22 protein-coding genes and 1 tRNA gene are annotated in these 25073 nt (G+C 55.4%); 15 read left to right on the top strand and 8 right to left on the bottom strand.

What is annotated here, in order from left to right; all coding sequences use genetic code 11:
• Position 1 precedes the first annotated feature (1 nt).
• Both EU557_RS08750 and EU557_RS08745 read left to right on the top strand, forming a co-directional pair.
• Positions 2-961, top strand: coding sequence for a helix-turn-helix transcriptional regulator (locus EU557_RS08750; protein WP_135530005.1), 960 nt, complete (start codon positions 2-4; stop codon positions 959-961).
• A 107-nt stretch (positions 962-1068) separates the two neighbouring features.
• Positions 1069-1461, top strand: a complete 393-nt coding sequence (locus EU557_RS08745; RefSeq protein WP_135530004.1) for a RidA family protein — start codon at positions 1069-1071, stop codon at positions 1459-1461.
• A gap of 111 nt (positions 1462-1572) precedes the next feature.
• On the opposite strand, the gene EU557_RS08740 is transcribed toward EU557_RS08745, so the two are convergent.
• Positions 1573-2250: a head GIN domain-containing protein gene (locus tag EU557_RS08740; RefSeq protein ID WP_135530003.1), complete on the bottom strand. Its 678-nt coding sequence runs from the start codon at positions 2248-2250 to the stop codon at positions 1573-1575.
• A gap of 264 nt (positions 2251-2514) precedes the next feature.
• Between EU557_RS08740 and EU557_RS08735 the strand changes: the two genes are divergently transcribed.
• Positions 2515-3204: a T-complex 10 C-terminal domain-containing protein gene (locus EU557_RS08735; protein WP_135530002.1), complete on the top strand. Its 690-nt coding sequence runs from the start codon at positions 2515-2517 to the stop codon at positions 3202-3204.
• Positions 3205-3316: 112 nt separating this feature from the next.
• Here the strand turns inward: EU557_RS08735 and EU557_RS08730 are convergent, their stop codons facing one another.
• Positions 3317-4453: a hypothetical protein gene (locus EU557_RS08730; protein ID WP_135530001.1), complete on the bottom strand. Its 1137-nt coding sequence runs from the start codon at positions 4451-4453 to the stop codon at positions 3317-3319.
• A gap of 117 nt (positions 4454-4570) precedes the next feature.
• Positions 4571-5437, bottom strand: coding sequence for an AraC family transcriptional regulator (locus EU557_RS08725; protein WP_135530000.1), 867 nt, complete (start codon positions 5435-5437; stop codon positions 4571-4573).
• A 496-nt stretch (positions 5438-5933) separates the two neighbouring features.
• Between EU557_RS08725 and EU557_RS08720 the strand changes: the two genes are divergently transcribed.
• Positions 5934-7184: a tetratricopeptide repeat protein gene (locus tag EU557_RS08720; protein WP_135529999.1), complete on the top strand. Its 1251-nt coding sequence runs from the start codon at positions 5934-5936 to the stop codon at positions 7182-7184.
• A gap of 124 nt (positions 7185-7308) precedes the next feature.
• Here the strand turns inward: EU557_RS08720 and bla are convergent, their stop codons facing one another.
• Both bla and EU557_RS08710 read right to left on the bottom strand, forming a co-directional pair.
• Entirely contained in the window at positions 7309-8118 is an 810-nt protein-coding gene (gene bla, locus EU557_RS08715) for a subclass B1 metallo-beta-lactamase (protein ID WP_135529998.1), read from the bottom strand.
• A gap of 98 nt (positions 8119-8216) precedes the next feature.
• Entirely contained in the window at positions 8217-8672 is a 456-nt protein-coding gene (locus EU557_RS08710) for a DinB family protein (RefSeq protein ID WP_135529997.1), read from the bottom strand.
• 156 nt (positions 8673-8828) lie between these two features.
• Here EU557_RS08710 and EU557_RS08705 point away from each other — a divergent pair, with 156 nt between their 5' ends.
• The 7 genes from EU557_RS08705 (at position 8829) to EU557_RS08675 (ending at position 16212) form a co-directional block, all read left to right on the top strand.
• Entirely contained in the window at positions 8829-10274 is a 1446-nt protein-coding gene (locus tag EU557_RS08705) for an aldehyde dehydrogenase family protein (protein ID WP_135529996.1), read from the top strand.
• Positions 10275-10448: 174 nt separating this feature from the next.
• Positions 10449-12497: an FAD-dependent oxidoreductase gene (locus tag EU557_RS08700; protein WP_135529995.1), complete on the top strand. Its 2049-nt coding sequence runs from the start codon at positions 10449-10451 to the stop codon at positions 12495-12497.
• A 75-nt stretch (positions 12498-12572) separates the two neighbouring features.
• Positions 12573-12989: a hypothetical protein gene (locus EU557_RS08695; protein ID WP_135529994.1), complete on the top strand. Its 417-nt coding sequence runs from the start codon at positions 12573-12575 to the stop codon at positions 12987-12989.
• A gap of 160 nt (positions 12990-13149) precedes the next feature.
• Positions 13150-13656, top strand: a complete 507-nt coding sequence (locus tag EU557_RS08690) for a hypothetical protein (protein ID WP_135529993.1) — start codon at positions 13150-13152, stop codon at positions 13654-13656.
• 140 nt (positions 13657-13796) lie between these two features.
• Positions 13797-14963 carry a DUF3616 domain-containing protein gene (locus EU557_RS08685; protein ID WP_135529992.1) on the top strand — a complete coding sequence of 389 codons (1167 nt, stop codon included), beginning with the start codon at positions 13797-13799 and terminating at the stop codon, positions 14961-14963.
• A gap of 10 nt (positions 14964-14973) precedes the next feature.
• Positions 14974-15489 (top strand): acyl-CoA thioesterase, encoded by a 516-nt coding sequence (locus tag EU557_RS08680; protein ID WP_135529991.1) that lies wholly within the window; start codon positions 14974-14976, stop codon positions 15487-15489.
• Positions 15490-15645: 156 nt separating this feature from the next.
• Positions 15646-16212, top strand: coding sequence for a type 1 glutamine amidotransferase domain-containing protein (locus EU557_RS08675; protein ID WP_135529990.1), 567 nt, complete (start codon positions 15646-15648; stop codon positions 16210-16212).
• 64 nt (positions 16213-16276) lie between these two features.
• Here EU557_RS08675 and EU557_RS08670 read toward each other — a convergent pair whose 3' ends face one another.
• Complete coding sequence (locus tag EU557_RS08670) at positions 16277-16786, bottom strand: DUF6992 family protein (protein WP_135529989.1); 510 nt, start codon at positions 16784-16786, stop codon at positions 16277-16279.
• A 98-nt stretch (positions 16787-16884) separates the two neighbouring features.
• Positions 16885-17586, bottom strand: a complete 702-nt coding sequence (locus EU557_RS08665; RefSeq protein ID WP_135529988.1) for a porin family protein — start codon at positions 17584-17586, stop codon at positions 16885-16887.
• 213 nt (positions 17587-17799) lie between these two features.
• Here EU557_RS08665 and EU557_RS08660 point away from each other — a divergent pair.
• The 4 genes from EU557_RS08660 (at position 17800) to EU557_RS08645 (ending at position 24318) form a co-directional block, all read left to right on the top strand.
• Positions 17800-17874: transfer RNA gene (locus EU557_RS08660), tRNA-Val, on the top strand.
• A gap of 631 nt (positions 17875-18505) precedes the next feature.
• Positions 18506-21715, top strand: coding sequence for a SusC/RagA family TonB-linked outer membrane protein (locus tag EU557_RS08655; RefSeq protein WP_135529987.1), 3210 nt, complete (start codon positions 18506-18508; stop codon positions 21713-21715).
• 13 nt (positions 21716-21728) lie between these two features.
• Positions 21729-23213: a RagB/SusD family nutrient uptake outer membrane protein gene (locus EU557_RS08650; protein ID WP_135529986.1), complete on the top strand. Its 1485-nt coding sequence runs from the start codon at positions 21729-21731 to the stop codon at positions 23211-23213.
• Between the two features lie 196 nt (positions 23214-23409).
• The gene (locus tag EU557_RS08645; protein WP_135529985.1) at positions 23410-24318 is read left to right on the top strand and encodes a histone deacetylase family protein; all 909 of its coding nucleotides are present in this window, start codon (positions 23410-23412) and stop codon (positions 24316-24318) included.
• 51 nt (positions 24319-24369) lie between these two features.
• On the opposite strand, the gene EU557_RS08640 is transcribed toward EU557_RS08645, so the two are convergent.
• Entirely contained in the window at positions 24370-25071 is a 702-nt protein-coding gene (locus EU557_RS08640; protein WP_245326209.1) for a methyltransferase domain-containing protein, read from the bottom strand.
• Positions 25072-25073: the final 2 nt, after the last annotated feature.

The following is a 25073-nucleotide window of genomic DNA, read 5'->3' as shown; positions in this document are numbered from 1 at the left end:
CATGAATAGATTTGACCGCGTAACAGCTCTGCTTATACAACTGCAGGCCAAACGCAAAGTAAGCGGGCCCGCGCTAGCTGAGAAGTTCGGTGTGAGTTTGCGCACGATTTACCGCGACCTGCGCACGCTGGAAGAAGCGGGCGTCCCTCTGATTGGGGAGCCGGGCATCGGCTATTCACTGGCCGAGGGATACCGGCTGCCACCCGTGATGTTTACCCGCGAGGAAGCTACGGCCCTGCTCACCGCCGAAAAGCTGGCTACCCACCTCACCGACGCGCCCACGGCGCAACTGAGCGGTGCCGCCATGGACAAAGTACGCGCCGTGTTGCGCGGCCCCGACCGTGACCACCTCGACCACCTGGCCCCGCACATTCGAGTGCTAGGACCCCGCGACCAAGCCAATCGGCCCCCAGTTTACCAGCAGCTGGTGGCAGCCATTGCCATGCACCGTGTGGTGCACCTGCGCTACCAGGCCGCCGAAAATGAGGCTTCCACCATCCGCGACATCGAGCCTATCAGTCTGTCTTTGAGCCGACAGTGGCACGTAGTAGCCTATTGCCGGTTGCGCCAGACCATCCGCCACTTCCGCCTAGACCGCATTCAGGACTTGGAGCTACGCCCCGAGGTATTTGAGGTGCGCCCTAACCTTTTACAGCAGCACTGGACCGCACAGGCCAGTCGGCAGCGCGAGCGGGTGGTGCTTCGCTTCCAGCCGGCTGCTCTACTGCCCGCCTTGGTCCAACACCTGCACGATACCAAACACCAGTATGGCTGGGCCCACGAGCAACGCTTGCCCGATGGGCAACTTGAGATGACCTTATTTATCGGAGAACTACACTACCTGGCAACTTGGCTGCTGCCTTACGCCGGGGCCCTCACCATTGTGGAGCCGGCAGCGCTAGCCGATCCGCTGCGCGCCCTGGCCCAACGGGCGTACGACTCTTTTGGCCGCCCTGATTAATTTTTACGGGCTACAAACATGCTGACACAGGGCTGTCAGTTGGGGGCTGGACCTTTGAAGTATCAAGTGAAGAACACTTGATAACATCATTCTTCAAGCTCTTTAACATGGAAAAGCGCACCGTAGACCCTTGGAAATGGGGACAATACACCAACTCAGTTCAAGCCGTTGAAATCAAGCAGCCCGCTGGCACGCTCTACTGCTCCGGGCAGGTGGCCCTGGATGCAGAAGGCCAGCCCAGCACGGCCGATATGCGCAGCCAGCTTCAGCAAACCTTTCAGAATCTGGAGCAGCTCATAAACGAAGCAGGATATGAATGCGGCGGTATTGTGCGACTGAATGTGTACACCACTTCGGTGCAGGAGTTTTTCGCTACCTGCATGGACATTTATGCGCCCTGGCTAGCCAAGCACGGCGTCAAGCAAGCCACCACGTTGCTGGAAGTGAAGGGCCTGTTTGCCTCCTTAACAGTAGAGTTGGAAGCTACAGTAGTGAGATAGGCACTTCGACTACGGTAAATACCAAAGCCCGGCAGCGACCTGTCGGGCTTTGTTGTTTACTGTAGCAAGCTAAAGCTGCTGGCCTACTGCATTGCAAGGCCTCTAGGCCAGTTACTTAATTACCCGAGGGCTGCCTTTGTAGTGGATGTCACTGGCGCCAGAGCTGCGGGAGGAAAGCTCATCGGCCACGGCCACGTAGGCGTCGCTCGCGCCGCTGGCTTGCACTTGGGCGCGCTTGCTTTTTAGGTCGTAGGCCCGATAATCGCTGCTGCCGCTGATGGAAACTTGTTGGCGCTCCGCGTAACCGGTTACGCGCAGGTCGCTGGCGCCAGACGCGCTAGCATTAAGGTTCTTTACATCAATGTTGAGGGTGATGTCGCTGGCGCCGCTAGCCCGGATAGTAAAGTCGCTGGCCTTAAAGGGCGTTTCACTCTTGATATCGCAGGCGCCGCTAGATTCCACGGAGTTCAGACGCGGGCAGGTGATATACACCATCACTTTTCCCGTGCTTTTCATGCGCTGCAGCAGCGATACATCCTTCTGGTCGCGGTAAATAACCAGCTTATTGCCTTTAACTTCTGTTTTGATCTGCTCCAGTACTTCGGGCTCGGCTTCTACTCGCACCGACGTTTGTGAGCCCTGCCGCAGCATAACATTTACCGCCCCGGAGGTCTGGAGCATCTCAAAGTCGCCTACCGTGCGGGTTTGCGACTTTTGAGCCAGTACGGCCCCTGAGGCAAGGGTAAACAGAGAGGCAGCTAAGGCAGAGCGTAACATGAGCGTTTTCATACACGGAAGGAATTAGGGTGACTGGTTATCGGTAGATGGCTGGGCTGACCCCAGGGTTGCCTGAGGCCCTGATAAAAGCTCCGTTGCTGAATAGTTGAGCTTACAGGAGCTGGCTTCTTAGAATTAACATGCTGATTGTAAGATAAATATACTGATAGGGCCTGCATTGGCAATAACCTAGCTCAGAAACTATATACCAGAGGCCTACGTAATCAGCGCCAACCTCCAGCTTCTGAGCAGCAGGTTTCACCAGCTTTCAACTTTATGAACAAGACGCTCCTTTTTCTCTCTTGTGCTGCCACTCTCACCGCCGTTTCCTGTAACCAGGACAAACAAGCGGCCATGGATGCTGCCACCACCCCATCTGCTGATACCGCCGTTGTAGCTCGCAACTCAGCCACCACCGAGGTAGCCGCTACCGATGCCGATACCGCTTCTTACCGCACCGACGCTGACCGCCTCTCTGACCGCATTGCCCAGGACCTGCGCCTGACTGACACCGTGGTAGTTACTAAGGTCCAGAAGACCTACTACACCCGCGGCCGTCGTATTCAGCAGGCTAACACCCAGTATGCTACCGATACCACTGGCCGTTATGCCGCGCTGCGCTCCATCAATGATGAAACGGACCGCTCCGTAAAAACCATCGTGACCGACCCCGCCCAGTACAACACCTATACCTCCAACCGCGACGCCTACTACGCGGGTACCCCCTACACGGCCTCAACCTCAACTACCGAGACGACCACCACTACCTCTACGCGTGCTACCACCCCAGCTCGTCGTCGGGGCCCGGCCATTGTGAAGTATGAGCGTGATGGGGGAGATGTGAAAATTGAATACGCCAACGGCACCAAAGTCAAAATTGACAAGGATGGTGAGCGCAAAACCAAGTTTGCCAGCGGCCGCAAAGTGAAAGTAGACGACGATGGCGAGCGTAAAGTGAAGAACTAACGCTTACTGCTAAGAATCAAAAAGCCCCTGTAGCACACGCTACAGGGGCTTTTTATATGAACTGCTTGTAGAGCTAGGCCAGTGGTAGTGTGGCAGGGAACTGTCTACTGGCCTAGCGTACACCATATTTCTTTAGGTCGGCATCAATGCGGCGGTTCCAGCGTTCCTGGGCGGCCAGGTCGGTGCCGCCGTGGGTTTCGGCATCGTACTGATCCTGCACGTGGTTCATTTCGGTGAACGACTTCAAGTATTGCAGCTGCAGGATGCTGTTATAGTCCTCCACTGTGAGGCTATCGGGAGTGGCTTTGCGTCGGAATCGTTCTGCCACAATCCGCACCAGATCAAAGTGGCGCTGCTCATGATTCAGGTTGACGGCCGTTTGCTGCCCCGGCGCCACCCACGAGGAGCTGCGCACTACAAAGATGGAAAGCAGAATATCCAGCTCCACCACCCCATTGCGCACCCGCGGCCGCCCCTGGTAGGCAAAGCTAGGAAACACAGATGCCGCGTACTGCCCTCTGGGGCGGGGCTGGCCGGTAAAGTCGTCCCACGTGAGTGGGTGGGCGGGGTCATGAAACACAGTATCGGCCTCGGTGCGGCGGGTTTCGTACCGGAACGTGGGGTGCACTGCCGTAGCCAGGCGCACATCGGTAGCTGCGGCCTGGTTGAGCCAAGTATTGAGGTACACTAATGAACTGGCCAGTGCCTGCCGCAAGGTCGGCTCCACGGGGGTGCGGTCGGCAGCATTGCGGATGTACCGCGCTCCGCCCCGGTACTGAGTCAGAAACACCGCCCGATCCGGAGTCTGATAGTCAAAGGCTAAATCTAGGCTGATTTGCCCTTCTACCGCCCCATTGGCCGCTACCTTCTCCTGCACCCGGCACTCCCGCAGCCGAATTTGAATAGGGCGGAGCGCCGGATTGCGTGGCAAGCTCTGCCGCACAAAGGCCTGAATAGCGGCTAGGCCACCTCCCTGCAAATCAATGGGCTGCGCCGCTGGCAGCGGCGCGCCCGGCTTAGTAGGCGCGGGCACCAGCCATGCAACCGCGGCGCGGTTGGGCCGCTCATCCCGAATTCTTGCTATGTAAAACTGAGTGGGTGTGAAAGGCAGCTTAACAGGCTGCAGCACCAGGGGCGCTTCGTTGTTTTTGGCCGGAATTGCGGCTGCCGTAAGTACCAACGCGGGCAGCACCAGCAGCCACCAGCACCGGCGAAGTATAGCCGGCCACTTGACCGAGAAAGCAGGCATAGAATGTTAGGATAGCGTTTGCCTGCCTAACAATTAGAGCGGCCTAGCACGTTCACACATAAGGCTTATGCTTACACACAAGCCAATTAATGCCAGCTTCTTACTTTAGCCAAGTACTTACATTACCAGACGCTGCCGGCGGTACTCGGTAGGGCTTTGGCCAGTGTGGCGGCGGAAGGTTTTGTTGAAGTGCGACACGTTGCTGAAGCCGCTGGCATAGCACACCTCCGTCACGGGAATGTCATCTAGCAGCAGACGGCAGGCGTGGCCTACGCGATACTCCTGCAGGAAGTCAGTGAGGGTGAGGCGCGTCATTTGGCGGAAATAGCGGCAGAATGCTGGCACCGACAGATTGGCTACTTCTGCTACCTCCTGCACCGACAGCGACGCCCGCTGGTAATGTTGCTCCAAAAACTGGTACACGCGGCTTAGGCGCTGTTGCTCCTTGCCCTGCCGCCCCAGACCAGCGTGGCCAGCGTGTAAGGAAAGGCACTCCGCGGCCGGGGCCTGGGCTAGCGTCTGCAGTACGCGCAGCAGCGTGAGCAAGCGGGCAAACGGTGGCTCATCCAGCAAGCGGCGCAAGTCGGCTCCAACTGCGGCCCGGGTTTCGCCCCCAAACGAAAGGCCTTCATGGGCACGGGCCAGCAACTGCCGGATATCGGCTAACTCGGGGTGTTGCCAGAATGTATCACCCAAGAAATCAGAGCGCAGCTGCACCACAATTTCCTCAAAGGGAATACCAGCTGGCTGCCCGTAGCTAAACGTCAGGTGCGGTAGGTCGGGGCCGATGAGCACCAGCTCGCCTTCCTCAAAGCGGGAAATGTGCTGGCCAATGTGCCGCCGGCCACTGCCTTGCGGCAGGTACACCAGCTCATACTCTGGGTGATAGTGCCAGAGCAAGTCACCTTTCTCAACGTTAGTGTAATGCAACAGCGTGAAGGAGCTGTCGGCGGTAGGCTGGATAGGTTCGAATTGGAGCTTCATGACGAGGTTTGGTGCCCGACTGACGGCCAAGTTACTAAATTATAACCTCATGTGTCAATGCAGCACCATAACTTGCGAATCAAGCGGTAGACATGCGCTGATATTCTTAAGACCTTGTGCCTGTATTTGAGCTTGTTGTATAAAAGCGGTTGCAACTGAACTTTAAGACGGTCGCAGCGCAGGTTTTTGGACCGTGCAACTAGGCCTAGGCCACAGCAATAAGTACACGAAATAAGACTGGCACCGTAAACGTCAAGTCAATAGAATGCAACGGTTGTGGGTGGGATCATGCCGTTGTAGCGTTTCTCCTGCCGTTGGTGGGATCCGGGTGACGGAGAAACGATAGAGAGGCTGAAGCTGTGGGAGCTTCAGCCTCTTTTTTTGCTCTTTTAGTTCGGTTATGATGAAAGCTGCGTAAGAAGCGCAACGCACAAACGTTCTCAATTTGAGAGCAACTCCGACCTTTTTTATAACATTAGGGGTTCAAGTGGTTACTATGCGCTTTATACTGTTCTGCTTACTGCTGTTTCTGGGGCTACAAGCTCATGGACAGCAGCCTGTTACGCCTCCAGCTTCTACCCAGCCGAAGCCCTCCCGCCAGGTAAATCTGGAGAATGTGGATGTAGCCCCCAATGCCGTTGACACTAAAGGGTGGCTGCTGCTCGACAAAGACATTCAGACCGAACTGGAAGGAGCGGTGCAGAACATGTACAACTTCAAGTACGACAAAGCGGAAAAGCAATTCCGCTCCCTGCGGCGGCGCTATCCTAACCACCCCATGCCGTACTTCTTGCTGGGCCTGAATACGTGGTGGAAGATCATGCCCACCAACATCACCACCGAGATATACGACAAGACTTTCTTCGCTTACATGGATACGGCCATTACCAAGGCTGAAACCCAATACAAGCAGGATAAGAAGAATTACGAGGCCTGCTTTTTCCTGTCGGCGGCGTATGGCTTTGATGCTCGTTTAAATGCCGAGCGCCACAACTGGCGCCGGGCTACCTTCTCTAGCAAGCGGGCCCTCGATTACTTAGACAAGAGCCAGGAAGCCAATGGCCTAAGCCCGGAGTTTCTGTTTGGGCAAGCCCTAATCAATTACTACGCCGTCTGGATTTCGGATAACTATAAGTTGCTGAAGCCGGTGCTGCTGTTCTTTCCTAAGGGCAACCGGCAGCTAGGCCTGCAACAATTGCGCAGCGTGGCCCAAAACGGGTTCTATACCTCTAACGAGGCCAAGGTGTTCCTGATGAAGATTCTGCAAAATCAGGAAAACAAGCCGGAGGAGGCTTTCCCCATTGCTCAGCAAATGGCTAAGGCTTACCCCGATAATGGCTATTTCCAGCGGTTTTATGCCCTCACCTGCTATCAGCAGGGCTACTTGCCGGAGTGTGAGCGGATCAGCCGCGACATACTGGATAAGATAAACCGGGGCTTGCCGGGCTATGAGGCTATCAGCGGCCGGTACGCTACCTTCTTTCTGGGCAGCTTGATGCAAAACCAGTATCAAGACCTTACTAAGGCCCAAGACTATTACAAGCGTTGCGTGGTATTCTCAGAGAGCACCGGCGAAACCAAGCAGGGTTTCTACCTCTATTCTCTTCTCAACCTAGCGCGTATTGCCGAAAAGCAAAAGAACACCGCAGAGGCCGTCCGCTATTACAAGGAAGTGGCTGAGAAGGCAGAGCGCAAATCAGAAGCCTCTAACGAAGCGAAAGCCTACCTGAAAAAGCATCGCAAATAAACGGCCCAGCAAGGCCGAGTTTTAATAGGCATAAAGGCTCGGCCCTGGGAGATGAACTGGCCTAGAAGGTATTGGTTCATCTCCCAGGGCCGAGCCCTTTGGGTAGTGCTGCTGGAGTAGTGGCCTACTTGCCCAACGCAGTTTGTGGTTGTTGGCCTGGGCGGCGCAGTACGTCTAGGGTGTGAGTTAGTAGCTCGGGGCCACCCCAGTTGCCGTGGCCGGGTACCACGGTGCGGGCCCGGGGGTACCGGTCAGCAACAGCCTTAACGGCGCTAGGCCACTTCTTCAAGTCGGCGTCCTCAATGTTGCCGGGCGTGTCGGTTGCCATTTCTTTCACTAAGCAACCTCCAAACAATACGCGCTGCTTGGGCAGCCACGCCACCAGATTATCGGGCGTATGGCCGGGGCCAGGGTAAAACAGCTCCAGCCGGGTTTTGCCCGCCTGAATAACCGTAAACGGCTTGATGGCAGGAGTGGGCGCATCTTCTTTGATGGCGGTGGCCCGGCTGGAGGTCATTTGGCTGCTGACAACCTTGATGTTGTTGGCTCGCAGCACTGCTATGCCGCCCATGCGGTCTTCGTGGGCGTGCGTCACGATGACCATACGCACTCGTTGGTGCAGGCTGTCGGCCACCCAGCGGAGGAGCTGTAGAGTTTGGTCAGAGTCCCAGCCAGTATCAAGCAGAATTGCTCCCTTGGTAGTACTAATAACAAGCCCGTTGGCGGGAATGGGAGCTGCCGTGCCCGGCAAGTACCGGTACGACGTGTGCACGAACACATCGGGAGCCACGGCCCGCACCCGAATACGAGCCTCCGGAACCGGGGTAGTACCCGCTGCTGCTACGGGCTGTAGAACTCCAAAACCGCTTGCGCAAAGCAGAAAACAAAGGAAGCCAGCGCGCCGCGCGAAGGATGAAATAGAAAAAGGCACCATCAGAAAACGAAAGACAAGCCCCGTAAACGTTTTTGGTCTTCTGAATAGTGCCCCGCTAGGCCACTCTTTTCAAGTGCCGAGTTAAGGAGCAGGGTACTTTAGGCCGAGGCTAGGTTGAGGATCTGGTGCACATGATGCTCCATGTGCATCACGTAATCCTCGGCTAGCCAGCGCAACGTCACACTGTATCCGTTATCAAACTCGCAGCGGTAGGCAGTGGCACCGGGTGGCAGGTTTTCCAGTAAACGCACAATCTGGCGGTTATACAGGGTCCAGAGCTGGAGCAGTTCAGCGGCTGGGGTTTGCTGATACCGCGAGAGGGCAACCCACTGGTCCTGGTCGTAGGGCGTGATGACGAGAGGCTCGGGCTCCAGCTGGCTCAGCACGAAGCGGCGGTGGTTGTTAGCAGCAGAGTCGATGAGGTGGCCTAGAATCTCCTTTTTCGACCACTGCCCAGGCGCAGGCGTATACGCTAGCTCGGCCTCTGAAAAACTAGATAACGAACTGTTCAGCAACCCTAATAGCTTGCGTAAGCGGTGGCTAATATCTTGCATATCCTAACCAAATCAAGCGTAGCAGGGCCCCACAAGGCACCCTGGGGTAGGGCAGCAGCCTAACTTGGATACAAAGATGTCGTTATCCAAGTATAATTAGGATGAATTCATCTGAATTTCACCGGTTTATCCCGGTTTTTCCGCTTTACGTACTATATGGAACCCACCACTGCTCTCATTCCCACAACCACTGACCCTATTGCCATAGAACTTCTTTTCCAACGGCAGCGCGCACGCGCCGAGGCTCTGCGCCGAGAAGGATGGGAGTCGCGGGCCAAGCGGCTGCGCAAGCTGAGCCGTTGGATTGAGGAAAACCGGGCCGCCATTCAGCAGGCGCTCTACGCTGATTTCCGGAAGCCCGCTGCCGAAACCGATGTTTCGGAAATTTGGTCGTCGCAGGTAGAAATTAAGCACACGTTGCGCCACCTAAAGGAGTGGACGCAGCCGCGCAAAGTTGGTACACCCATGTCGCTGATGGGTACTCGTGGCTGGGTACAGCATGAGCCTAAAGGTGTCTGCCTGATAATTGCCCCCTGGAACTACCCATTTTATCTGGCCATTGACCCGCTGGCGTCGGCTTTAGCAGCTGGTAATGCCTGCATCATTAAGCCATCCGAAATAACGCCAACAGTAGCGGCCTTACTCGCTCGCATGTGTCGCGAAATCTTTGACCCTGCCGAGGTGACGGTAGTGGAAGGGGACAAAGAGGTGGCCACGGAGCTATTAAAACTTCCCTTCAACCATATTTTCTTCACAGGTAGCCCCCAAGTGGGCAAAATAGTAATGCGCGCCGCCGCCGAGCATCTTACCAGCGTTACGCTGGAGCTGGGCGGCAAGAGCCCCGTTATTGTAGATGATACCGCCGACCTGCGCGATGCCGCCGAGAAAATTGTGTGGGGCAAGGGCATCAATGCCGGTCAAACCTGCGTGGCCCCCGATTACCTGCTGGTGCAGGAAACGGTGAAAGACAGGCTGGTGGAGGAAATAAGAGAGGTGGTGCAGCGCTTTTATGACCCCGCGGGCGAAGGCGTGGCGTCCTCGAGCTCCTACGCCCGCATTGTAAACCAGCACCACTTTCGGCGGATTGCTAGCTTGCTAGAAGATGCCCAGGCCCAGGGTGCCAACATACTGTTGGGCGGTATGGTAGATGCCAGTCAAAACTTTATTGAGCCCACGCTACTGGAGGGCGCACCCGCCCAGAGCCGCATTATGCAGGAGGAAATCTTCGGGCCGCTGCTACCCATCGTCACCTTTCGCACCCTCATGGAAGCCACGGATGTGGTGAACTCCCGCCTGCAGCCCCTGGCCCTTTACGTGTTTACCCAAAACGCTGAGCACCAGCGCTACTTACTGCAGAACATTCCCGCTGGTGGCTCCTGCGTCAACGAAACCATTCTGCACCTGGCCCACCCCGATTTGCCCTTCGGCGGCTTCGGCAACAGTGGCCTAGGCAAAGCCCACGGCTACGCAGGGTTTGTGGGGTTTAGTAATGAGAAATCGGTGCTGAAGCAGCGTGTGGGCCGCACAGGTATCAAAACTATGTATCCGCCCTACACACCCAAAGTGAAGAAAATGATTGGGTGGCTGCTGAAGTTCTTATAAGGGGAGGTAAGGAAGTGATGCGGTGATGAGTGAAGCAGCGCCTCATGCTCACAGCTTACCCCTGCGTCTTTTTGTATGCAAGCCGAGTAGTTTTCGGGAAAATTGTCGAACTTATCCGGGCCCGGCACCTAGTTAACCGCCGCCGGATCAGTCCACCATCCCGCCCACCCGGTCATGTCTTTCACCGAAACGCAGCGCGCCACTCTGCACGCACTTGCTGATACCTTCATCCCTGCCATTCCCGGTCACGATGCTGAAGACCCCGCCTACTGGGCGCGGCCCGGCTCGGGAGGAGTAGACCTGGAAAAGATTGCGCAAGTCTTGGATGCTCAGCCAGCCGGAGCCCGCAAGGAATTTATGCAGCTGCTGGGCTTGCTGGAAACACCCGCCGTGGGGCTCACCTGGTTTGGGCCGTTGCGGCCGTTTAGTCGGCTAGCGCCAGAGCAGCGCGAGAAGCTGCTGCAGAGCTGGGCGGCCAGTAATGTGCCGCAGTTTCGGAAGGGCTTCCATGCGCTACGCAAGCTTTTTACCTTTCTGTTCTACGGCAGCTCCACTCCAGAGCAGGGCAACTTCGTGTGGGAGCATATTGGCTACCCTGGCCCGCAAACAGAGGAAATTGTAGACACGCCTAGGCCTATCAAACCCCTGCAGCCGACCCACGACGTGACCTACGAGTGCGACGTGCTGGTAATTGGCAGTGGTGCAGGTGGCGGCGTGGTGGCCGGCGAACTGGCCGCGGCCGGCCACGATGTGCTAGTTCTGGAAAAAGGCCCGTACTTCCACGGTGCCGACTTCACTCAGCGCGAAGTAGACATGCTAGGCCACCTCTACGATGGCCGCGGAGCCATTAGCACGCAGGATGGCGGTATCGCCTTGCTGGCGGGCTCCTGCCTGGGCGGCGGCACTACCGTAAACTGGGCCGGTGCCTTTCGCACCCCCGACTACGTGCTGCAGGAGTGGGCCCGGGAGCACCAGGTTCCGCACTTCGCTTCGCTTGATTTTAAAAAAAGCCTCGATGCAGTGAGTAAGGCCTTGAGTGTGAACATTGATTACCACCGGCACAATGGCCAGAACCAGGCGCTCTGGGATGGCTCTACTAAGCTAGGGCAGGAGGTTAAGCTGATTCCGCGCAACGAGAAGGGCCTCACCGACACGGACCAGCAGTTTCAGGGCCTCGGGTACAGCTGCTTCGGCGACCGGCACGGCGTGAAGCAAGGCACACTCAATACCTACCTGCAACAGGCCTACGACCACGGCGCCCGCCTGTTGGCCGACACGCACGTGGAGCGCATCACCATTGCCGGCAACCGGGCCACAGGCGCCGAGGCCGTGCATACTACCGCCGATGGGCGCGCCGTGCGCGTAACAGTGCGGGCCCGGCGGGTAGTGGTAGCCGGTGGCTCCATCCAGACGCCGGCCCTGCTGCTGCGCAGTGGCCTAAAGCACCCGCACATTGGTGAGCACCTGCACCTGCACCCTACCGTGGTGGTTTCGGCGCACTACGCGCACGCCATCAACCCCTGGCATGGGCCTATGATGTCGGTGGTGAATGACTGCTTTACGATGCTAGACGGCACCAACTTTGGCGTGAAGCTGGAAACACCGCCGGCCCATAGTGGACTAATGGCTATGGTATTGCCCTGGCGCTCTGGCGAGCAGCACAAGGAAATGATGCGCCAGGCCGCCCACCTCGGCTCCTTTATTGTGCTCACCCGCGACCGGGACGGGGGCTGCGTGAAGGTAGACAAGCACGGCGCCCCACTCATCGACTATGTGCTCAGCGACTTCGACCGCAACCATCTGCTGCAAGGTGTGCGCGCCGCCGCCGAAATTCATGTGGCCGCGGGGGCCGGTAAGGTATATCTACCTCACGGCACGCTGCCTACACTGCACGCCCAAAACGGCGTGCTGCAAAACCCAGAAGTGCTGGAGCAGCTGCCGCATTTGGGCTGGAAGCCTAACCAGTTCAGCCTCTACAGCGCCCACCAGATGAGCACCTGCCGCATGGGCGGCGACGCGGGTACTCACCCCACTAGCCCCACTGGTGAGCTGTACGAAGTGGGGAATTTGTTCGTGGCCGATGCCTCCGCTTTTCCAGCGTGTAGCGGCGTAAACCCCATGCTGACCATCATGGCCCTGGCGCACTATACCGCGCAGCACCTGAAAACCAGCAACCCCACCGCTCGGTCTGGGGCGGCGGCAAGGGTGGCAGTAGGGCAGTAGCGTCCAGATCAGGAATAGTATAACCGTGGGGCATAGTTTTCGCGTATGCGGAGGCACACGCCACCCTATTGTACTATGTCTCCTGCCCGCTTATTCCTCGCCCTGGCCCTCACCACTACCCTCGCTTCTAGCTGCGCTCGGCGTAACCGGAGCATTCCGGAGGCAAAGTCGGTGGCCACGCCCGCTCCCGCACCCGTCGTAGCTTCTTCCGCCCCCCGCGACCTGACTGACGTGCTGACGGACGAGCTCAACCTGACTGGTGACCAGCCCAAGCAGGTGCGCGCCATCTTCACAGAAACTGCTGAAAAAGCCAACGCCGCCCAGCGCCAGTACAGCACCGACCGCCCCGCCATGATGGCCGAATTGAAACGCATCAACGCCAACTCTGATAAGCAGTTGCAGCAGGTGCTCACGGCCACCCAGTATCAGAAGCTGAAGGTGAAGCAACGCCAAGTGCAGGAGCAAATGCGCGCCCGCAAAGCTGGTCAGTAATCTGTTAGATAGTGGCCTAGCGTATTTTAATTAGCGTGCGAGAGGTGGCCTAGGCCACCCCAGGCAACTCTTTCTCAGGATGATGCATCTGGCGTACTGTCGCCGTGATGGCTTGTGACCAGCCACGGAAGGATAGGTGTCATGCTAACCGCACATTCCGATGAAAAAGCTCTTCTTAGCTGGTTTACTGCTGGCCGGTGCCAGTGCCCAGGCCCAATCCGTTACTGAGGTGCAAGCCCTCACGCGCCGCCTCAATGAACTGGCCCGCAACCCCGATGAGCCCACTACGGAGGTGCGGGCTCAGCTCTCCAACTGCCACTTCACGGAAGTAATCCGGAAGTACCGCACGGAAGCCAGCGGGGCAGGCACCTTTCAGGTCAGCCACCAGAAGAACGGCGCCGACTGGGCTGTGAAGTCTGATAACAAGGTGGAGTTTGAGCTGCGCATGGGCGTAGAGTGGAGCCAAGTAACGGCCCTCACCTTCGCGCCCGCTCACGACAACGAAACGAACCGCCGCTACTACGAGATTAAAATAACGCGCCGTCCGCCCGGCAAAGACGATACCACTACCCTGGAAATGCCCGTGTATACCACTGACGAAGCCGTGGTACGTGACTTGGTGCAGCGCCTGGAAAAAGTGCGCCGCAGTTGCGGTACGAAAGGGTAGGCAGCAAATGGCAGTACAGGTCGGGAGAATGTCCTAGGCCACTGCCTAGCCTTCTGGCCTACTCTGGGAGAGTGAGGCAGTGGCCTACAACCCGCCGTGAAGCGCAACCGTTTGTAGGCTACTGCCTCACTCCCTTCTGTATGCCTGCCCGTACCTATACCCTGCATTTTGACCCCAAGCTTAGTAAAAACCCCAATGGTAACGATGTGCGCGACGGGCTCTCTGCCGCCGTGCTCACCGGCGACAACCTCTGGCTCTGCTGCGACGAGCGAACCACCTTGGAGTGCCTGCGCCGCACTGGCCCCCGTACTTTTGGGCAGCACTGCAGCTACAAGCTCTCAGAGTTGGTAGACCTACCCGAGAAAGCCACTGAGGAAATAGACCTGGAAGGCATGGGCGAAGCCGAGAACTATCTCTGGGTGCTGGGCTCGCATAGTATTAAGCGTAAGAATGCCAAGCCAGAAGAACCCAATATTGCCAAGCAAATCAATCGGCTGACCAAGATAGAGGTGGCCCCTAACCGCTGTCTGCTGGCCCGCATACCGCTCGTGCGCAATCCTACATCTGGCGATTATGAGCTATGCAAAACGGCTAAGCACCCCACCGCCAGCGGCCAAAAGTTGCGCGCCGCCCAATTGCGGGTTGATAAGCACGGTACCAATGAGCTGCTGAAAGTATTGGCCAAAGACCCCCACATTGGACCCGCACTAAAGGTGCCCGCTAAAGACAATGGGTTGGATATTGAAGGGCTAGCCGCCTCCCCCGATGGCCGCTTGTTCTTGGGCCTGCGCGGGCCAGTACTACACGGGTGGGCCATTGTATTAGAAATCAGACCCGAGGAATACAAAAAAGGCAAGCTGCGGTTGGGGGAGCTGGAAGGCGGAGGCCACAAGCTCTACAAAAAACACTTCCTAGATCTGCGGGGTATGGGCATCCGGGAGCTCCGGCAGCAGGGCACCGACTTGCTTGTTCTGGCTGGCCCCACCATGGACCTCGATGGTAGCATTGCTATTTACCGTTGGCCAGATGCGCTGTTTCAAGCGCACGACAGCCTCACGCCTGCCGATCAGCTGGAGCGCCTGCTCGACGTACCCCATTTACCGCACCTCGATCGAGCGGAGGGAATGGCGCTCCTGAGTGAACAGGAAATGCTGGTGGTATTTGACAAGCCTGCGCCTGCGCGTAAGCCTCGTCCGCATACGGCCCTGGCTAATTCCTATCAGCTGCCCAACCGGCTCTACAGTGGCCTAGCGCACCAGGGCGGCTCGCATTCAGCCGTAAATCCACACCTTTGCATACACCATTAGTTACCCTTCTATGGCTGCTAAATCATTGGTCCGCACTCCGGAAACCACGCATCGTGTTCAGTTTCAGGACTGCGACATGCTAGGCCACCTCAACAACGCCCGCTACCTCGACTACTTCCTCAATGCCCGCGAAGAGCATACAATTCAGCACTACGCCCTCAACCTTGGCCAACTGGCGCAGGAGCTGGGCGCTGGCTGGGTCATCACCAAGCACCACATTGCCTACCTGCGCCCCGCCCAACATGCCGAGGTGGTGCGCATCCGAACCCAGCTTATTCATTTTGATAACTCTAACCTGGTAGTAGAGATGCAGATGCTGAGCGAGGACGGCCTGCGCCTGAAAGCGGTGCTATGGTCAGAAATGGCATTTGTGCGCGTACCTGGCGGCACCCGTACTGAGCACTCCGATGACCTCATGGACATGCTGGAGCAGCTGGACGTGGAAGACATCAGCTACGACCCCGACGGGTTCGATGACCGCGTGAAGCGCCTGCGCAAACAGCTCAAGCATGAACGCAGCGAGTAAGCTGGAAACGGTGGCCTAGGCCACAATTTTATAAGCCCATAAGCTCAACCAGAGCGCCCAGTGTAACAACTACTGCAGGCGTCTCTCGTTAAAGAAAAGCCGATGCTACCGTGCGTAGCGTCGGCTTCTTTATTTCTGTACCTAACGCAAATTGATATGAGCCTCTTTGGAAGCGACGCCTTGAAAGGCAAGAAAATAGCCATAGTTGCCACCGACGGTTTTGAGCAGTCGGAGCTGGAAAAGCCCAAGAAGTACTTAGAAAACGAGGGCGCCGAGACCCACGTCATTTCCCTCAAGAGTGGCTCTATTAAGGGCTGGGACGAGAAAGACTGGGGCGACAAAGTAGATGTAGATAAGGTAATTGGCGACGTGAAAGTGGCCGATTACGATGCCCTAGTGCTGCCCGGCGGCCAAATGAACCCCGACGTGCTTCGTACCAAGCCCGAGGTAGTAAGCTTTATCGGTGAGTTTGTGCGCTCCGGCAAACCCGTAGCCGCCATTTGCCACGGCCCCTGGACGCTCATCGAAGCCGGTGTGGTGCAGGGCAAAACGCTCACTAGCTGGCCTAGCCTGCAAACCGATATCAAAAATGCCGGCGCCACTTGGGTCGATGAGACGGTGGTAGTAGATGGCAACATCATCACCAGCCGCAACCCCCAGGATATTCCCAACTTCAACGAGAAGATTAAGGAAGCCTTGGTAAAAGACTCGGTACACGCCTAGGCCTGTCCGCTCCCTGAGAAGAAAGCCCCACTGGCCTACGCGGCTGGTGGGGCTTTTTTGTGGTCTACGCCACCCGCAGCAGTAACTCGTTTGCCCAGCGATGATAGATAAGGTAGAAACTTACGTCGAACAAAAACAGGAAACCGCCTTGCACCCATAAGGAGCGCCCATACCCTAGCAGGCGCTCTGGGCGAGTAGCGGCAGAAGTACCAGCTCGGGCCCGGAGCCAGCTACCCACGCACACGTAGGCCACATCCAGGCCCGCATTGAAAAGCAGAATCTTCTCGAAGTTGAACTGCGCGGTAAGGCTTTCAGAAAGAGTAAGACCAGCTACGTGCGCTGGGTTTGCCTGCAAAATGCCCCACACGGCTAGTAGCGCGTTTATCATGTTCCAGCCCACATTCATTAGGTGAAAGTGGTGGGCTTCTGTACGGGCATCTGCTTGCTTCACAAAGTAGCCGCTTACCAGCAGGTTAAGCAAGGCCCAAGTGCCCAGCGCAGCCATGCCGCGCTCCGCTAGTAACTCCCGAGCTTGATTGATGGCAGGTAGAATTTCGGAGGATGGAGTAAGCAAGGCAACAGAGCGTAAAGAGTACTAATTACAAGCAAAACAACGCAAAAGAGGAAGCCTAACGGCTTCCTCTTTTGCAATAAGTTATATGATAAACAGGCCTAGTCGGCAATTCCAATGCCCACGTACACCTGGAACATGCCGTTCTTGATGTTATTGATGGAATTTGCGGCCGCGTTTTGCGGATCCTTAATGATATCAGCAAAGCCGGCAGTGTAACGGCCACCTACGCGGGCTGGTCCAACCCGAGCTTCCACACCGGCGGCCAGACCATAGTCGAGGCTATTGTAGCTGTACCCGTATACATTGTTGTCGTCGGCAATCTTACGCTCGGTGTCACCCTCCTTTACTTTCGTCAGCAAAGATACCTGCGGGCCCACGTGCACGCTCACATTGTCGAGGAAGTTGTACACCAGCAGCACAGGTACCTGAATGTAGTCTAGGCGAGTATCATAGGTGCCCCGAGATGCATACTGCATAGGAGCACCTTTAAAGCCCTGGCGGCTGTAGAGTACCTCAGGCTGCAAGGAAAGAGCATTGTTGAAGCCAAACTGGGCATATACCCCGGCGTGGAAGGTGTTGTAGATACCTTCGTTGTTGAAGTTCTTCTTGTCGTCGCCGCGGAAGTTAGAGGCCGTGAACCCGCCTTTTATGCCAAAACCGTTGTTACGTGAAGCACTGCTGCCCGGAGAGTAGTCAGTAGAGGAAGCGAGACGGCCAGAGCGGGGGCCAGTTGTTTGGTCTTGTGCCACTGCCGCGGCACTCAGGGCAGTTAGTGAAAGGAGGAGAGCTACTTTTTTCATAGAGATGGGGAGCGGTAAAGCACAAAGGAGGAAAACCGTTCCGGTGACTAAACAGCCGGAACGAGCATCGGTAAAGTGCTATACTAGCCCGCCGTCAGAAGGTTACAGCCCAACACTATCTCAAGCATAAATTTTGCACCAGCTATTGCTGGAATATGTCAGCTATAATGATACCTTTGGCTCTTTACGGCCGCCGCCAGCTTGGCTTTGTATGGGGTGTTAGCTCAGTTGGTTTAGAGCACTACCTCGACAAGGTAGGGGTCACTGGTTCGAGCCCAGTACGCCCCACATCAAAGCCGCCTGTCTCCCTGCCATTTGCAGTAGCACATGGTACCGTAGAGGCAGTACGAATCTCCAGAAAGCCCGACCGCAAGGCCGGGCTTTTGCATTTATGTTCTTTCAAGACCGCTAAAGGTTCTAGGTAATCAGCAATTAGTTGAAAATAAATTTGTAGCAGTCAGCTAGTATCAAGCTACATGTTGCTGATATACTGATGATAGTATCCTTCTAAGATGGGTGAGTGTATCTATAGTATATTAACATAAGGTGAGTAAGAGAATGAAGAAGGCTGATTACTTATACACGAGTAAAAATTGAGTTAGAAAGCAAATTTGCTAATCGAGTAAAAGCTTTCATTCGGAGGTTTTACCGTCGTGTTTGCCTAATTAGGTACGATGACAATTTGTTGATCATTGTGTCTGATAGTCATGTTGAGCATAGATTGTAGCATTTTAAGAATCGGTAGGGCTTATTATTATTCTAATAAAGTAAGTACTGACTTATCAATATAGAATTGTTAAAGTCTTTAATTGAAACGACATTTTAATTAAAAATTAACGGGCTATATGTTGTTAAAGTTATGAATGTGTTACTTCTTGGGGTCAATAATTGAAATAAATTCAAAACCCAAGAAGGACACATGAGGAAAACATTACTGATGTTCCCTGTCACAGTTCTCGCAGTTGCTAGCCTAGATGTACAGGCTCAAACGCGTGCTGTAACTGGCCAGGTAGTTGGAACCGATGGCGCAGCGCTACCAGGCGTTACTGTGATTGTGAAGGGTGGTGCGCAGGGTACATCTACCGATACAGAGGGTAGGTACTCTTTATCAGTGCCTGCTAATGCTACTACATTAGTGTACTCTTTTATTGGCTACGCCTCAAAAGAGGTAGTCATTGGTACGCAGTCCAGCATCAATGTTACCTTGGCTAGTGGCGCCACTGGACTAGACGAAGTAGTGGTTGTAGGCTACGGCACCCAGTCGCGCCGCGACTTGACGGGTTCGGTGGCCACTGTCACAGCTGCCCAGATTGCTAACAAACCAGTACAAAGCTTTGAGCAGGCGCTACAGGGCCAAGCCTCCGGTGTGAACATCACTACGCCCAACGGAGTGCTCAATGCGCCGCCGGTAGTGCGTATCCGTGGGGTGAACTCTATTAGCCTGAGTTCGGCTCCGCTGTACGTAATTGATGGTATTCCAGCCTTCAGTGGCAACAGCTCAGCTGTAGGCAGTGTACCCAACAACCCACTCAGTAATATCAATCCCAACGATATTGAGAGTGTGGAGGTGCTGAAAGATGCGTCTGCGACTGCTATTTATGGTTCTCGTGCGGCAGGCGGTGTTATCTTGGTAACCACCAAGCGCGGTAAGAAAGGCCAAAGCAAAATCTCCGTGGACTCGTGGGCGGGTTGGACTGAACCAGTACGCCTCTACGATGTGCTGAACACAGCACAGTACATGGAAATCAAGAATGAAGCCGTTCGTAACCTGAATGCCAACCTAGTGGCTCAAGGCCTAGCTCCTTCCGCAATTGAAGGCTTCCGGCCCACGCAGGACGCCAACGGCAACACCGTGGATACCCGTTGGTACGACTACATCTACCGCACGGGCTTCTCCACATCCAACAACATCAACTTCAGCGGCGGTAGCGAAAAAACCTCGTACTACACGTCGGTGGGCTACACCGACCAGAAGGGTATGCTGGAAGGCAACACGTTCAAGCGGGCTTCGGGTCGTATTAACATCGATCATAAAGTGTTTTCCCGTTTCACGGTAGGCCTACGCGCTGGCTACACCAATTCGCGTACTGCCTCGCCTAACTCGGGCTCGGTAGGCGATGGTGCTTTCGGTACTGCTGGTCTGGGCCGCTTGCCGCTAGTGTTGCCACCCAACGTACCGGCTCGTAACATTGATGGTTCTTACAACATCAGTGGCGCGGGTATTGGACCAGGAGCTAACATCAACCCCACTTCTGCTACAGCTGCCAACCCCAATGGCTCACCATTGCTACCAGGTTACTACAACCCGTTGGTAGACCTAGAGAACAACTATTTCCGCTCAGACGGTAACGAGGTGCAAGGCAGCATCTACGCCAATCTGGAGTTAATCAAAGGCCTCAACCTGCGTACTACGTACGGTGTTTACAATATTGCCTTTGAGGATAAAGCCTTCTACACGCCCATTGCCGGAGACCAGTACAACGTTGGTAGTGCGTCTAACTTCTACCGCACTAATAAGCGCTGGAACTGGCAGAATACCCTGCAGTACGACGTAACCCTGGCTGGCAAGCATAACTTGTCGTTCTTAGCGGGTAACGAAAACCAGAACACCAACATTGACCGCTGGGGCTTAAACCGCAGCAGCGTGGCCGATCCCTTCTTTACCACGCTTCAGGGCGGCTATGTGAACGTAGCATCGTCGGGTAACTTTCAGGGCGAGAACTTCCTGACCTCTTACTTTGGGCGTATCAACTACAACTTCAGCAGCAAGTACCTGGCTACCATCAACGTGCGCCGCGATGGTTACTCTGCCTGGGCTAAAAAGTGGGGCAACTTCTACGGTGCTTCGTTAGGATATGCCATTTCGGAGGAAGACTTCTGGAAGAACTCGTCTGCGCTCAGCAAAGTCAGTTTCCTCAAATTCACGGGTAGCTATGGCGAAGTTGGCAACGCTCAAGGCATTGACGATTATGCTTCCCTGCGCCTCTATGAGGCTGGCTTATACGGCCCAAGCCCCACGTTTTATCTGAGCAGTGTTGGCAACCCAGAACTGACTTGGGAAACCAGCAAAAAAACAGATGTGGGCGTATCATTTGGCCTTCTCGATGACCGGATTACGGGCGACGTAGCCTATTACCGCAACTTGTTAGATGGCTTAATTTTGCAAGTTCCGCAGGCTGCTTCCCGCGGTATTCCTGGTGGTCAGATTCCTGACAACGTAGGTTCGATGCGTAATACCGGGGTTGAAATCAACTTGCGGGTAGATGCCATTCGCAAAACGGATTTCACCTGGTCGATTAATGCCAACCTGACTACGCTGAAGAACCGGGTGCTAGCCTTGGCCTCGGAAGGGCAGCGCATTGGTACGGCTACTTCGGGCCTCGAAACAGTAAACTACACGAAGGCTGGCCAATCGGTCGGCGAAATTCTGGCAGTTCGCTCTCTAGGGGTAAATCCAGAAAATGGTCGGCGCCTGATTCAGCTTCGTAATGAGGATGGCACCTTTACAACGGTACAGTACAACCACTCTTCCACTTCGACCGGCAACGGCTGGACTACGTTAGACGGTCGGAATTCCCGCGCCCCCAACCAGTTGGTTGACGGTGAATACTTTGGGCCAGTAATTCCAACCTGGTACGGCGGCTTTGATAACTCATTCCGTTATAAAGGTTTCGATTTGGGCGTGTTCGTGCAGTTTTCGGGTGGTAACTATATCTACAACGGTACCAAAGCTGGTTTGCACGACCAGCGCTTCTGGAACAACGACGTGGATATCCTGGACCGCTGGACAGAAACTAATAGAGGCGGCGAATGGCCTCGGGTAGTGTACGGCGACAACACGTCGAACGGCTCGGCCCTGATTATGTCCAACAACGTGGAAAAGGGAGACTTTGCCCGTCTGCGTAACGTGTCGTTGGGATATAGCCTGCAGCCTACTCTCATCAGCCGGCTTGGGATGAGTTCGGCCCGCTTCTACGTACAGGTGCAAAACGCAGCCCTGTTGACTAAATACTCCGGTATTGACCCCGAGATTTCTACGAACGGTGCCTCCAACACAGGCGCCGGCGTCGACCGTAACTCGGTAGGGCAAGCACGCACCTACACGGTAGGGTTCAATATCGGCTTCTAATTCTCTGCACTAGATGAAAAATTTCAAGCATACCCTAGCGCTAGGCCTAGTTACAGCCATGCTCGGCCTAAGCACTACCTCTTGCGAGGATCGTTTAAACCCGGCTCCCGTAGCCGCTCTAAATAGCGCTGAGGCCTTTGATACTCCTTCCCGCGTGTTGCTGCAAGTCAACAACATGTACGACTACATGAAGGCAGGCAGCTTCTTGGGGGGACGCTACCAAGTGTACGGCGATATTCGGGCGAATGACTTTCTCAATCGGACATCGAACCTAGTAACCGGAGCCGCCGTGTGGCAGCACACCGTCACCGAATCGTCTCAGAACGACGTAATCAACCTGTGGGGCGCGGGCTACTCGGCCATCAACCAGATAAACGTCTTTTTGGCGGGGCTCGAAGCTAATTCAGCCAAGTTTACTGCAACTCCATTCCCCAGCGATTTTGCTACTACCGCCACGGGGTACGCTGCGGAAGGTCGTTTTCTGCGGGCCCTTGCCTATTACTCGCTGCTACAGTTTTACGCCCGGCCTTACACCGATGGCAACGGCAGCAAGCCTGGCTTACCGCTTCGCTTAAAGGCGGAATTGGACTTGCGTGACAATGACTTAGCTCGTTCCACGGTGGCAGAGGTATACACCCAGATTCTGGCAGACCTAACGTTTGCCGAGCAGAACCTACCGCTTACTAACACGTCCAACGTTACGCGGGCGCACCGCAACACGGCTATTGCCCTCAAAACCCGGGTGTACCTGAGCATGGCTCGCTACGCTGATGTGGTAACGGAAGCCAATAAAATTGTATCGGCCACGGCCCCTTTCCGGGCTACTACTGGCGTTCAGCACGCGTTGCAGCCAAGCATTACTACCGTTTTTGTTGGTAATCAGTCCACCACAGAAAGCATTCTGTCGTTTCCCTTTACTCCGCAGGACGCCCCCGGCACGCAAAACCAGTTGGCGTTCTACTTCCTGCCGAACGCACAGGGCGGTGGAGGCGAGTACAGCCTCAATGCTAACGGCGTACTCAGTGACCCGCGCTTTCTGGCCACCGATGAGCGAAATACCAGCTTCGTTACCCGAGTTAGCAATGTCCCTTATCTGCGCAAATATCAGAACGGAGCACTGTCACCAGCTCCTTACACTGATAATGCCCCGGTAATGCGCTACTCAGAGGTATTGCTGAATTTGGCAGAGGCGCGCTTCCGGACGGCGGGGGCTACAGATCCACAAGCACTGGCCTTACTTAACGCAGTACGCACCCGTTCTGCTCCTACAGGCGCCTATGCTGCCTTTACAGATGTTGCAGCAGCAGTAGATGCTGTGCTACTAGAGCGTCGCATCGAGTTTTTGGGGGAAGGCCTTCGCAACAACGACCTCATGCGTTTGCAGCAGACCATTCCGGCTAAGGCCACGATAAGCGCAGTGCCTCCTACTGCTGCACTCTACATCTGGCCAATCCCGAATTCGGAGCTAGCTACCAACACCCTAATGACTCGCAATTAACTGGTGGTGAAGACTTCTTCACGCAAAAAAGGGCTTTCTCGATATCGAGAAAGCCCTTTTTCGTAACTGACACCTCTGTCTTAGGTGATGAAACAATGTAAGTCAACGAGCAAGAATATGCCGAGGTATGTCGCAGGCAGTTTACCATGGAAAATTGGCCTAGAAACAATGCCTGATTGGGGAGGTTGACACAAATATGCTCTCTATTGCCTGGGCTCCGCTGTATGCCCATCCGCTGCCTGCCAATCACCGCTTTCCGATGCTCAAGTATGAGCTAATACCCGAACAGCTTATTCGGGAGGGCACAGTGCCTGAAAGCGCTTTTTTTCAGCCCGTACCTCCCAACGACGAGGTTATTCTGCTCACACACAACGCCGGTTATTACCAACGGCTGCGCAACGGCGAACTGACGCGCCACGAGGAGCGGGCCACAGGCTTCCCGTGGAGCCCGCAGCTGATTGAGCGCGAAGTGACTATTCTGGGGGGTACCATACAATGTGTCCATCGGGCTCTAAAGCATGGGGTAGCGCTAAATGTTGCTGGCGGTACGCATCATGCCTTCCGCGACCGAGGTGAGGGGTTTTGCTTGTTGAACGACCAAGCAACGGCGGCCAACTACTTACTAGGCCACCCCGAGTTAGGCGTAAACCGGGTATTAATTGTGGACTTAGATGTGCACCAGGGTAACGGTACTGCTGCTATTTTTGAACATGAGCCACGGGTATTCACCTTCAGCATACACGGGGCCCGCAACTACCCGCACCGCAAAGAGCGCTCCGACCTTGACCTGCCATTGCCTGACCACACCGACGATGCCGCTTACTTGGCATTACTGCGTAACACGCTGCCCCGCTTGGTGCAGGAACACCAGCCCGACTTTGTGTTTTACCTCAGCGGTGTAGATGTATTAGCTACTGATAAGCTAGGCCACTTGGCTCTCACCCGCGAAGGGTGCCGGCAGCGCGACCAGTATGTGCTGCAAACTTGTTATCAGCATGGGCTGCCCGTGGTAGTGTGCATGGGCGGCGGCTACTCAGTGCGTATTGCCGATATTGTAGAAGCACATGCCAATACCTTTCGCGTTGCAGCAGATATCTGGGGATAGGATACAGGCTATGGAGTAAATGTGGTGGCTAGGCAGGTACAACTTCCTCTTTTACCTGATAATAACTTGCCAGCGGAATGCCCAGCGCCAACGTAGCGTGTAGCTGGTTATGCCAGCCGCGTACAGAAGCTGTTGCCACTCATGGCGCGTGAATGCTCTAGCTACTGAAAGCGGAGCATCATGCTGAACCAAGTAAGACCCGCGGAACAAGCGCGTAAGCCAATAGATACTGTAGTAGGCCAGGGGATGGCGGTGCAAATCATTGATAATGACTGCGAACTGGGCCTGCTGCTGCCAACGTGGTAGCATACTGGCTAGCTGCGTTGAGGAAAAATGATGGCAAAACAAGCTGGCAGTCAAAATATCATACGGCTGCTGCTGAAATTCGTCAGAGAAGATATCAGCTTGGCGATAACTGATTTCTGGGTATGCAGTACTTTTACTGGCAGCGTATTCCAGCATAAAGGGGTTAGCATCAACGCCTGTTAGCTCTACGGCTATCTGGTGTCGGCGGGCCCAGCGAGCAATCTGCCGTAGGGTGTCGCCACCGCCGCTACCTAAGTCGGCGAGGCGTAGTGGTCGGCCAGGGGGGAACTGGGAGCGTAGGCGTTCTAGCGCATTAAGGATTGGGGCATAACCACCCAGCCAGGTATTGATGGTTTCCAGCTCATCAAGATTGCGGCGCAGGTCGTCGGAAGCCAGAGTGAGGTCGTCCATCAGTTCCTCAGCCGTGGCACGCTGGGCTAAGTTCATGC

It is taken from the genome of Hymenobacter wooponensis, assembly GCF_004745865.1.
Taxonomy (GTDB): domain Bacteria; phylum Bacteroidota; class Bacteroidia; order Cytophagales; family Hymenobacteraceae; genus Hymenobacter; species Hymenobacter wooponensis.
The sequence above is the reverse complement of the archived record's forward strand: the minus strand, read 5'-3'. Positions and strand labels throughout refer to the sequence as shown.